General features: G+C 34.6%; 10 protein-coding genes. 1 reads left to right on the top strand and 9 read right to left on the bottom strand.

The genetic code is table 11. The annotated features are described in order from the left end of the window. Positions 1 to 13: 13 nt before the first annotated feature. The 4 genes from G3A46_RS09775 to G3A46_RS09760 form a co-directional block, all read right to left on the bottom strand. Positions 14 to 1,915: a DUF3857 domain-containing protein gene (locus tag G3A46_RS09775; protein WP_165149341.1), complete on the bottom strand. Its 1,902-nt coding sequence runs from the start codon at positions 1,913 to 1,915 to the stop codon at positions 14 to 16. A 61-nt stretch (positions 1,916 to 1,976) separates the two neighbouring features. Next, positions 1,977 to 2,429 (bottom strand): D-aminoacyl-tRNA deacylase, encoded by a 453-nt coding sequence (gene dtd / locus G3A46_RS09770; protein WP_165149339.1) that lies wholly within the window; start codon positions 2,427 to 2,429, stop codon positions 1,977 to 1,979. Positions 2,430 to 2,459: 30 nt separating this feature from the next. Further along, positions 2,460 to 3,413, bottom strand: a complete 954-nt coding sequence (gene rsgA / locus G3A46_RS09765; RefSeq protein WP_165149337.1) for a ribosome small subunit-dependent GTPase A — start codon at positions 3,411 to 3,413, stop codon at positions 2,460 to 2,462. Between the two features lie 65 nt (positions 3,414 to 3,478). Then, a complete protein-coding gene (locus G3A46_RS09760; protein WP_165149335.1) occupies positions 3,479 to 4,561 on the bottom strand; it encodes a bifunctional 3-deoxy-7-phosphoheptulonate synthase/chorismate mutase type II in 1,083 nt (360 codons plus the stop codon). 412 nt (positions 4,562 to 4,973) lie between these two features. On the opposite strand from G3A46_RS09760, the gene gldA reads away from it, so the two are divergent. Beyond that, positions 4,974 to 5,873 carry a gliding motility-associated ABC transporter ATP-binding subunit GldA gene (gene gldA, locus G3A46_RS09755; RefSeq protein WP_165149333.1) on the top strand — a complete coding sequence of 300 codons (900 nt, stop codon included), beginning with the start codon at positions 4,974 to 4,976 and terminating at the stop codon, positions 5,871 to 5,873. Here the strand turns inward: gldA and G3A46_RS09750 are convergent. From G3A46_RS09750 to G3A46_RS09730, 5 genes are all read right to left on the bottom strand, one after another. Further along, a complete protein-coding gene (locus G3A46_RS09750) occupies positions 5,860 to 6,609 on the bottom strand; it encodes a head GIN domain-containing protein (protein WP_165149331.1) in 750 nt (249 codons plus the stop codon). The genes gldA and G3A46_RS09750 overlap by 14 nt on opposite strands. 11 nt (positions 6,610 to 6,620) lie before the next feature. Further along, positions 6,621 to 7,730: an acyloxyacyl hydrolase gene (locus tag G3A46_RS09745; protein ID WP_165149329.1), complete on the bottom strand. Its 1,110-nt coding sequence runs from the start codon at positions 7,728 to 7,730 to the stop codon at positions 6,621 to 6,623. Positions 7,731 to 7,859: 129 nt separating this feature from the next. Continuing rightward, positions 7,860 to 8,801 (bottom strand): pyridoxal-phosphate dependent enzyme, encoded by a 942-nt coding sequence (locus G3A46_RS09740; protein WP_165149327.1) that lies wholly within the window; start codon positions 8,799 to 8,801, stop codon positions 7,860 to 7,862. A 38-nt stretch (positions 8,802 to 8,839) separates the two neighbouring features. Then, positions 8,840 to 9,274 carry an OsmC family protein gene (locus G3A46_RS09735; RefSeq protein WP_165149325.1) on the bottom strand — a complete coding sequence of 145 codons (435 nt, stop codon included), beginning with the start codon at positions 9,272 to 9,274 and terminating at the stop codon, positions 8,840 to 8,842. Between the two features lie 120 nt (positions 9,275 to 9,394). After that, a complete protein-coding gene (locus tag G3A46_RS09730; protein WP_165149323.1) occupies positions 9,395 to 10,537 on the bottom strand; it encodes an aspartate kinase in 1,143 nt (380 codons plus the stop codon). Between the last annotated feature and the right edge of the window lie 9 nt (positions 10,538 to 10,546).

Genomic DNA, 10,546 nt, shown 5'->3' with positions numbered 1-10,546 from the left:
AAGTGGTAGTTAGTTATTGAACGTTTTGTTTTAAAAGAATTTTGGTTTTATCAAGCCTCGCAATAGATCTTAAAAAATCACGATATTCTTCATATTCATTTGGAGGATACTCTCCTTCTTCAATACGAAGCTTTCGACTGTATATTAATTTATTTTCATCGGTTTCATTAAAGCTAACTTCGTATTTCCCAAATTTTGTTTCCAAAACCAAATCTTCTGGCAGGCCGTCAATGCCGAAATTTTCTGGAAGAGCAACTTCAACAGTATCTACATCAACAAATCCGTGACGGATAAATAGGTTTTGTTTCCTATCATCAATTCGTGGAGGTATGTATTTATTTTGATTGAAAATATTTGGACAAAAAAGAAAGTCTTCTCCAACTGGGTTGGCATAATTTGGAACTGAAACTTCAATATTTTCAGTAAAAATCACTTCTTCTCTATCATTTATAAATTTAATGTCATCTACAGTAAAGCCATTTACATAACTCCATCTCTTTTTATAAAACCTATCTATATCTTCTTGTTTTTGCTTTGGAAGAAGATACTTGCTGTCGTATTGAATCCCTTCAGAAACACCTTTAAAATGCGCAGTAACATTTCCTTGAGCATCTACTGTAAGATTAGTGAAGTTGGTCTGTAAGTTTTCTTGAGTTGTATACGTTTTGGTACGGGTAACTTTTCCTCCTTCAGGAGTCATTATTAATACGTCTCGATTATCTGTAAAATCTCCTAAATAACCATAAGGTGTATCTTGACTTGTACATTCCAACCAAGTATAACCATCATCTTCAGGAATGGCGAGTATAGCATGATTAAACCAAGGCGTGGCAAAGTTTTCTTCAATCTCCATTATGTTCTCCCCTGCATTTACCAAGGTATAATATGAAGGTACACCTACCACTTCAAGAAGGGATTTCGTATACATCGTCAACGCCTTACAATCGCCATAACTTAACTTATCTACATCCGAGGCAGGCATAGGCTTCCATCCACCAATACCTATTTGAATGCTTACATAACGAACTTTATCTTGAACAAATTGGTATATTTTTCTTGCTTTTCCTTCGTTTGTAGTTTCGTTTGCTACTAAACTTCGAACCTTTGCTTTTGTTCCTTCGGGAAGATCACTTACATCGGCAAGGAGCTTATTATCCAACCAACTACCAAATTTTTGCCAGTTCTCACTTGTTCCGGATGTACCTTTTAATTTGAAATTTTCCAACGCCACCATAACGTGAGGCAATATGCTTCTACTCGACGGACTGTGCTCTTCCAGGCGAACTGCCTTTAGGTTTAGAGCTGTAAAAGTTAGTTCGTTGTCGGTATCTGAAATTGAAATATCAAAATCTTCAATATTTCTTGCGCTATAGTTTGGTTTATTTAATGGATTGTATTTTATCTTAAACACACTCTTTTGAGTGCTTTCAGCATATCCACCTAAGGGTTGCCAAGGCTGTATAAAAGCAGAGTCTCCACTTTCAGTTTCACTTTCATAAACTACGATATAAGGATAGGTAGTAGGCGTGTAATTTAAATAAAGCAAACGGTCGTCACTATAAATACTTATCCCAGTTCGACTTACATCGTTAAAATCTTTCTTTTTAAAACTGGCAATTTCTTTTCCAAAAGCATTGTAAATCCAAACTCTAATGTTTTTTACCTTAGAATTGTCGTCGTAGTATTCATAAAGGTTGGTATCGCCATTGCCCATTTTATTTAAAACGGCAATAACACGGCGCTTACTTGTTTTTACAGTATTAAAATCGGTAACATCTAAGGCAACACTCTCGTCTATTAATACACTATTAGTGTATTCCAACAACTCTTTATTAATAGACGCTATTGAAAAATCGTTTTGGGAGAAGGTTATAACCGTGCATAGAAGTAATACAAGGCAGGTAATTTTTTTCATAATCGGCTTTACAGCTGACCAATATATGAAACTTATAAAAGTTAAAAAAAGGTTAAAGGAATTATTCTCTGTTTTTTGAATCAATCCAAATTGTAACAGGTCCGTCGTTTATTAAACCAACATCCATCATCGCACCGAAACTTCCTGTTTTAACTTTCTTATTGGTGATGTTTTCTAACTGTAGAATAAATTCTTCATAAAGCGGAATTGCAATTTCGGGCCTAGCAGCTTTTATAAACGATGGGCGGTTTCCTTTTTTTGTACTTGCGTGAAGTGTAAATTGGCTTACTACTAAACACTCACCATCAACATCTTGCACAGAGAGATTCATAGCGTCGTTTTCATCCGAAAAAATTCTCATTTTAGCTATTTTACCTGCCAACCAATCTATGTCTTCTTGAGTATCTTCAGCTTCTATTCCAAGTAAAATAAGCAAGCCTTGATTGATTTCAGAGTAAATTTTTCCTTCAATAGTAACTGATGCTTTTTTAACCCTTTGAATTAATGCACGCATTATGATTTAATAATTTTTGTAATTGAATATTTACTTTTCGTTGTTATAAATATCTTTTCTGAAGTGTTCTTCTTCGCCTTCTAAAATTTGCAGATAACTTTTATATCGAGACCAGGCTATTTCTTCTGTTTCTAATGCTTCTTTTACAGCACAATGCGGTTCTTCTACGTGAAGACAGTTGTTAAACTTGCAATGCTCTTTTAATTCGAAAAACTCGGGGAAGTAGTCTCCTAATTCTTCTTTATCAATTTCTACCACACCAAACCCTTTAATTCCAGGGGTATCAATAATCTGTCCGCCAAAAGAAAGGTCGAACATTTCAGCAAAAGTTGTAGTATGCTGCCCTTGTAAATGCTGTTCAGAAATTTTTGAAGTTTTTAAATCTAATCCAGGCTCAATTGCATTTACCAAAGTAGACTTCCCTACGCCACTATGCCCTGAAAACATTGTTACCTTGTCCTTCATTATGGCTTTTACCTTATCGATATTCTTGCCTGTAGTGGCTGAAATACCAATACATTCGTAACCAATATTTCGATATACTGCTGCTAGGTATTTTATTTCTAACAATTCGTCTTCATTGTACGTATCAACTTTATTAAAAAGAAGTACAGCGTTAATATGATAAGCTTCTGCCGTAACTAAAAATCGATCTATAAAAGTGGTAAACGTTGGAGGATTGTTAAGGGTAATTAATAAAAAAGCAACATCGATATTTGATGCAATAATGTGTGTTTGCTTTGAAAGGTTAACCGATTTACGAATGATATAGTTTTCACGCTCTTCAATATGCTTAATCACTCCTACCGTTTCATCTCCTTTTTTATCCACATCAAACAATACGTGATCGCCTACCGCTACAGGGTTTGTGCTTTTTATTCCGCCAATGCGAAATTTCCCTTTAATACGACAATCATAAAAAGTTCCGTCTTCTGCCTTAACAGAATACCAACTTCCGGTAGATTTATAAACTATGCCTTTCATTATAATTCATTGATTCAACGTTTACTATTCAAGATTTACGAAAATACTCAATAATTTTTACGACTCTATTCATTAATCACCTTTTTCTGATGGTTAATAGATTCTTGATGAATAGCTTTATATATTTTTAAAATAAATTCTTCACTTAGGTTGTTTTCTTCTCCTTCTAAAATCATTTTTCCTAAAATCTCATTCCATCGCTTTGTTTGCAGAATAGCTACATTGTTTTTCTTTTTCAACAAGCCTATTTTATCGGCAATTCTCATACGATTCCCTAGAGAGTCGATTAATTGACGGTCTATTACATCTATTTGTGTACGCAGTGTCGCTAGCTTGTTGTTAAACTCAACGGCATCACCTTCTTGTTTTCGAATTCTAAGATCGACCGTCATCTTATCTAAGGTTGTTGGCGTAATCTGTTGTGCAGCATCACTCCAAGCATTATCAGGGTCGTAATGCGTTTCAACCATTAAGCCATCGTAGTTTAAATCTAAAGCTGTTTGGCAAAGTTCAAAAATGATATCTCTTCGTCCTGCAATATGCGAAGGATCTAATATTAAGGGTAAATCTGGAAATTTATTTTGAAGGTCGATTGGAATTTGCCATTCGGGATTGTTTCTATAGCGAGTTTTCTCATAAGTTGAAAACCCACGATGAATTACTCCAAGTTTCTTTACGTCTGATGCGTAAAATCGCTCAACAGCGCCTAACCATAAGGCTAAGTCTGGGTTAACGGGATTCTTTACCAAAACAATTTTATCGGTTCCTTTTAGAGCATCAGCAATTTCCTGAACAATAAAAGGTGAAACAGTTGTTCTTGCTCCTACCCAAAGTATATCTACATCGTGCTTTAACGCTAAATCTACGTGATTGGCGTTTGCTACTTCAGTGGCAATCATTAAACCTGTTTCTTGTTTTGCTTTTTGAAGCCACTTTAATCCTAAAGCGCCAACACCTTCAAAGTTTCCAGGTCTCGTACGAGGCTTCCAAATTCCTGCACGTAATACTGTGGCGTCAGTTTGTTTTAACTGATGCGCTATTTTCAAAACTTGTTCTTCTGTTTCTGCACTACAAGGTCCTGCAATCACCAAAGGATGAGAGAGCTCCATAGCGCTCAACCAATTGCGCAATGATTTAGTGTTTTCCATTTACTAAACTTTAAATTCTAATAGGGTTTTGTACCTTCAAACAAAACATTTGCAAAGTAAACACATTACAATGTTTTAAAGATAATTAGCCAACTATAATATTAGTTATCTTGATTTTTAAACTGTTATTATTAATTTTAAACAAAAAAAGTCCCAGAAATTTTCCGGGACTTTAAATGTTTTATAATACAATTAACTACACAACCATCCCGCTCCTATTTTATTAAATAGAAGTGCCAAAGGTTATTGAAGTTAAAAATCGTGTTCATATTGTGATAATATAGTGCTAAGGTAAACATTTATGTATTGTTAAAAAGACTTAATTTGCCATTTTATTAAACTCTTTGAAAATTTCTACAATCTAAAAAGTTTAAATGCGTTCATTGTGTAACTTTGCTCAACTTATTTCAATATGTCTATTAAAGTAGAAAATATAACCAAAACCTACGGCGAACAAAAAGCGCTGAACAATGTTTCATTTTCAGTAGAAAAAGGTGAAATTGTTGGTTTTCTTGGCCCCAATGGTGCTGGAAAATCTACAATGATGAAGATTTTAACAACCTATATTCCTGCTTCGGAAGGTGTTGCAATTGTAAATGATTTTGAAGTATCTAAAGACGATATTTCGGTTAAAAGAAGTGTAGGATACTTGCCTGAGCACAACCCTCTTTATTTAGATATGTACGTTCGAGAATACCTTCTTTTTAATGCAGGTATATATAATATTCCAAAATCTGAGGTTGAAAGTGTTATTGAAAAAACGGGACTTACTCCTGAAGCAAATAAAAAAATCGGACAGCTTTCAAAAGGATACAGACAACGTGTTGGATTAGCAAATGCACTTCTTCACGATCCAGACGTTTTAATACTTGACGAACCTACAACCGGTTTAGACCCTAACCAGTTGATTGAAATACGTCAGCTAATTAAGAACGTTGGAGAACATAAAACAGTGCTGCTTTCTACTCATATTATGCAGGAAGTGGAAGCTATTTGTGACCGTGTGATTATTATAAATAAAGGAGAAATCGTTTTAGACAAAAAACTCGCCGACCTTAAAAAGAACAAGCAACAAATTATTGAAGTAGAATTCGACTATCGTGTTGAAGATGTTGCCTTACAACAACTTCCAAAAATTGATAAGGTTGAGAACTCTATAGGTTTTGTATATCAGCTATACTTCAATACTGAACAAGATATGCGAGGGAAAGTTTTTGATTTTGCGCACGACAATGGCTTAAAAATCCTTCAACTGCATCAGAAAAACACAACCTTAGAAAAGCTGTTTACCGAACTTACTACTCAAAAATAAGTCTACCACGATATAACTCTTCAACTTCCACTACAGGAGGTCTGTTTTTTGAAATAATATCGCCTAAACCGACAATTTTTCCTTTAATTGATTGTTGAGGGTTTACCACCATTGGTCCCGTACTTCGGTGATATACATTTAAATTTTGAACTACTAAGTCTTCTGAATAAATTCTACAATCGCTAGCAAACAATCCAAAACTAGCATTTGCAGCTTTTCCACTTAAGTAAAACTTAGAAAGTCCATTTGCCGAAACTGTTAGGTTTTCTACCTCCAGATTAATTTTAAAATCGCCATTTGTATGATACTCATCTTCCATCCCAAAATCTTCCGAAAGCAAACTCAATTTGGGATATCTCAAAACACCAATACTTTCAGTTAAATATCCTGTACTACTACGAATTTCAGTAAGATTTGGAGAGGTTACAAATATTTTTGTCAGTCCGTAATCTCGAACTAGATTACAGGAATTGTGATTATAAATTTTGAGCACACCATCCACAACTGAAACCTCAACATCGCTTAACAAGTTTTCACCTGTTTCCACCACAACTTTTTGCTCTTCCCCTTGCTGAACGATAAGTTTTGCTCGCTGAGCAACTAGAACTTTGGTAAACTCGGGAACATCAACTTCAGTTTGGATAATATCTCCAGCGGTTTGCATACAGTCCCAACCAGAATCTGAATTGCAGCTAACCGTTAGTAACACTATTAATAGATATGCTATTTTCTTCATTTTTTTCGTACTTAAAGCCTATACCCAATTCCAAATTCAACAGCTTCGGCCTTTGCCCAATGTGCGTGCAATGTTATTGCCGCAAACACCTTATCGTCAAAGAAATATCGTTTCAACCCTAATCGATTATAAACTCTATTCTCAAACTCATAAGGCCAGTAAACATAATACCCTAACTGACTCACAAAAGCAACTTTATTAAAACGCCATTCGTGACCTATAAAAGCCCCAACACGCTTATAATCTTCATCCCCAGACAGGCCGTCTTCAGGATAGGCTATTGAACGATATTTAATCAATTCTTTTAAAAACATTGAAAAGTAAATATCAACACCTGCTGTAAAGGTGCTTTTGTAATTAATCCTTTTATCTACGAACGCTGAAATTACATAGAAAGGCTCCTGACCTAAACCTATTACATCACTTTCGTTTATACCTGTTCTAAAAGCAAGGTTATATTTGAATTTTTCGGCGTAAGTTCTACTAAGGGAATCTTCTTTTTTGATATACTCAGGAAATTCTTTGTAATCTAATTGATAGCTCAAACCTGCGTTTAAAGCAAAGGTGTTGGTGCTATTATTAGGTGCTTTTAAATTTGCATTACTGTAGTGAATAAGAGTGAATCCAGCGTGGAAACCTAAGCCTTTCCAAATATTTTCACGCACAAAATTTCCTTTCAAAAAAGTTGAACTTAGCAAATGGCTTCCGTAGGCACTGTTGTTATAGTTTGTATCGGGGTTAAAAGGATCTGAGGCATAAGCAACTCCTTGTCCAACACGTAACATTAAATGTCTGTTTAAAAAATACCAATTAAAATGGCCGTAAACACCTACAGCTTTGCCTAAAAATTCGTTGTGAAGATTTTGATGCGCTAACGTAAATCCCCAGTCTGGATAGTTATATCTACGCTCCCATTCATTAAAACCATAAGTTTTTCGATTAAACGAAAGTATAAAGCCCGTGGGATGACCCGTAATTACATGCTGAATATCGGAATTGTGTTCTAAAATAGTTCCGTAGAAAAAATCCGCTTCTAAGGAAACAGGCTTCAACTCTTTTTCTTGAGAAAAAAACGGAAGACTTATTAAGAGAACAGTAAATTTTAAAAGAAAATGCTTCATATTTTTTTTATCGGCGATAAAGATAAACTAAACTATAAACATTGAATTAGAGCATTTCTTTTCTTTTTCTCGCTTCTACCTTTATCGTTAACACCCAGGTTTTTACAGAATTTTAATTTGAAATAAAATTTAGAATGGCAAGTTTTTTAAATCCACATTTCCTCCTGAAATGATAATTCCAATTTTCTTTTTCTGAAATCTTTCTCTCTCGCGAAGCAGAGCAGCTAAAGCCACAGCACTAGAAGGTTCTACAACAATTTTTAAACGCTCCCAAATGAGTTTCATTGCTGAAATTATTTCGGTTTCTTCAACTCTGATTATTTCTGAAACTAAATTTTTAATAATAGGAAAATTAACATCCCCAAGAGATGTTTTAAGTCCGTCGGCAATGGTGTTTGTGGTTTCGTTAAACTCTATTTTTCCTGTTTGAAGACTTCGGAAAGCATCATCTACTTCAAAAGGTTCTCCACCAATTGTGTTACAATTCTTTCCGAAATATTTTACTGCAACAGAAGTACCTGCAATTAATCCTCCACCCCCAACTGGCGCAAACAGATAATCTAAATTCTGATGCGTTTTTAACAATTCTAAAGCTGATATCGCATTACCGAGGATTACATTTTTATCGTTTGAAGGGTGGATAAAAGTTGCCGCAGTTTCATTTTGAATCCTCTCCGCTTCCTGCTCTCTTGCAATTGGTGTTGATTCAGATTCTGTGATGATTCCGCCATAACCTTTAACGGCCTCCTTTTTTACTTGGGGTGCGTTTTTAGGCATTACAATATATGCTTTAACCCCTAAGTTTTTCGCAGCTAAGGACAAAGCTTGTGCAAAATTCCCTGAAGAATGCGTTACAACTCCTGCCCTTTTCTGAGCTTCAGAAAGTTGAAGTATAGCGTTTACGGCACCACGCATTTTAAATGCTCCCATTCGCTGAAAATTTTCACATTTGAAATATATTTCAGCACCTGAAAGTTCATTTAAAAAAGAAGATTTTAGCACAGGTGTATTGTGAACGTATGGCTTCACACGTTCATAAGCCTCTTCTACTTCACGCTGGGATGGAATCATTTAAATCGAAATTAGATATAAGCTAATACAAGATTAGCTTAAGCCTCTAGAATATTTAAATTCTTTCCATTTAACTCAATGCTATATGTCACTTTTACAGAAGCTTCCATAGTTATTGAAACTGAACAATATTTCTCGAAGCTTAATTTTGCTGCGCGAACCGCTTTAGCTTCATCAATATCACCTTCCAAATAAAGTGTTACGTGAATAGCTTTAAATGGTTTTGCCTCACGAACTTCTTCGCGTTGACCTTCTACTTCCATTTTATAAGAAGTAATTTCTTGCCTTTGTTTTTTTAATATTGAAATAACATCAATGGCACTACATCCCCCAACACCCATTAACAAAAGTTCCATAGGACTAGCTCCTTTGGAAGCTTCATCTGATTTGTTATCTATATAAACCGGAACTCCAGAATTTCCTTTTGCTTCAAATAAAAACTTATCGTTTTTACGCTCTAAATTTACTTTCATATTTATAAGTTTTCTTTTATTACTAATGCTTAAAACGGCAAGAAATAACGCCTAGTACTATTTTCGTATTTTTAGTTTTAGGTCTAACTTCTTACAACGCAGCCGTCTTAAATATTTTTTTTAATCTTTATCACTTATTCTCAAAATATCTCCAAAAACACCACGAGCAGTAACAGCTGCACCAGCTCCGGCGCCTTGAATTACAATTGGATTATCACCGTAACTCTCTGTATATATTTCAAAAATTGAATCACTTCCTTTTAAAGCGCCTAACATGCTATTTTTAGAAACACTTACTAAACTTACATTTAAAAGAGCTCCCGTTTCCTTAGACAAATCGCCGTGCAAATCTGCTACATATCGAAAAACAAAGTCCTTTGGCTGATTTTTCTTTTTAATTTGAAAAGGAACATCCAACTCTCTCAGTCGCTCCAAAAACTCTTCTTTTGAAACGTTTCGTAAGTCCTTAGGAATTAAATTTTGAATTGTAATATCTTTCAATTCATTGTGCAAATCCAATTCACGCGCCAAGATAAGCAATTTCCTTCCAACGTCGTTACCACAAAGGTCTTCCCTCGGGTCTGGCTCTGTATATCCTTTATCAATTGCCGATCTTAATACTGAACTAAAAGTTCTATCAGACTCTGAAAATGTGTTGAATATATAACTTAGGGAACCAGAAAACACACCTCGAATACGAGTGATATTTTCTCCTGAAAGATGCAATAGTTTGATGGTATCTATCAATGGAAGTCCAGCTCCAACATTTGTTTCATATAAATAATGACGCTTTTTAGCAGCTAACTTTTTTCGAAGGTCTTGGTAAAATTTCAAGTTTAAAGTATTGGCAATCTTATTTGAAGATACCAATTGAAAACCATTTTCAACAAAGGTTTCATAATTATGTACAAATTCAGCATCAGCCGTGTTATCCACTAAAATCAGATTTTGAAGATTGTTATTTTTAGCAAAGGAAATAACATCCTCTACGCTAAATTTTTGTCCAAATTCCTGTTTTTCATCCAACCAGTTTTCCTTTAAACCCTTTTGTTTAATCAAAACCGTTTTTGAATTTGCAACTGCGAAAATATTCAAATCTAAATCGCGCCTTCTAGATATTTCTTCCTTAGAGGATATAATTTGGTCTATTAAATGGCGACCAACATTCCCATGACCGAAAATGGCAATATTTATTTTCTTCTTTTTTATATTATTTAAATCTATAAGGTTCGACACCTCATTATCTAATACTTGAGTGCTCATATTTTATTG

The organism is Aequorivita sp. KMM 9714 (assembly GCF_011065475.1).
In the GTDB taxonomy this organism is placed as follows: domain Bacteria; phylum Bacteroidota; class Bacteroidia; order Flavobacteriales; family Flavobacteriaceae; genus Aequorivita; species Aequorivita sinensis.
Note: the sequence above shows the minus strand (reverse complement) of the source record. Positions and strands in the feature narration are given on the sequence as shown.

What these genes read in the sequence shown, in the direction of transcription:
- G3A46_RS09760 (WP_165149335.1), bottom strand. Translation starts at nt 4,561, where the DNA reads ATGGAAAACACTAAATCATTGCGCAATTGGTTGAGCGCTATGGAGCTC.
- G3A46_RS09740 (WP_165149327.1), bottom strand. Translation starts at nt 8,801, where the DNA reads ATGATTCCATCCCAGCGTGAAGTAGAAGAGGCTTATGAACGTGTGAAG.
- dtd (WP_165149339.1), bottom strand. Translation starts at nt 2,429, where the DNA reads ATGCGTGCATTAATTCAAAGGGTTAAAAAAGCATCAGTTACTATTGAA.
- rsgA (WP_165149337.1), bottom strand. Translation starts at nt 3,413, where the DNA reads ATGAAAGGCATAGTTTATAAATCTACCGGAAGTTGGTATTCTGTTAAG.
- G3A46_RS09735 (WP_165149325.1), bottom strand. Translation starts at nt 9,274, where the DNA reads ATGAAAGTAAATTTAGAGCGTAAAAACGATAAGTTTTTATTTGAAGCA.
- G3A46_RS09775 (WP_165149341.1), bottom strand. Translation starts at nt 1,915, where the DNA reads ATGAAAAAAATTACCTGCCTTGTATTACTTCTATGCACGGTTATAACC.
- gldA (WP_165149333.1), top strand. Translation starts at nt 4,974, where the DNA reads ATGTCTATTAAAGTAGAAAATATAACCAAAACCTACGGCGAACAAAAA.
- G3A46_RS09750 (WP_165149331.1), bottom strand. Translation starts at nt 6,609, where the DNA reads ATGAAGAAAATAGCATATCTATTAATAGTGTTACTAACGGTTAGCTGC.
- G3A46_RS09745 (WP_165149329.1), bottom strand. Translation starts at nt 7,730, where the DNA reads ATGAAGCATTTTCTTTTAAAATTTACTGTTCTCTTAATAAGTCTTCCG.
- G3A46_RS09730 (WP_165149323.1), bottom strand. Translation starts at nt 10,537, where the DNA reads ATGAGCACTCAAGTATTAGATAATGAGGTGTCGAACCTTATAGATTTA.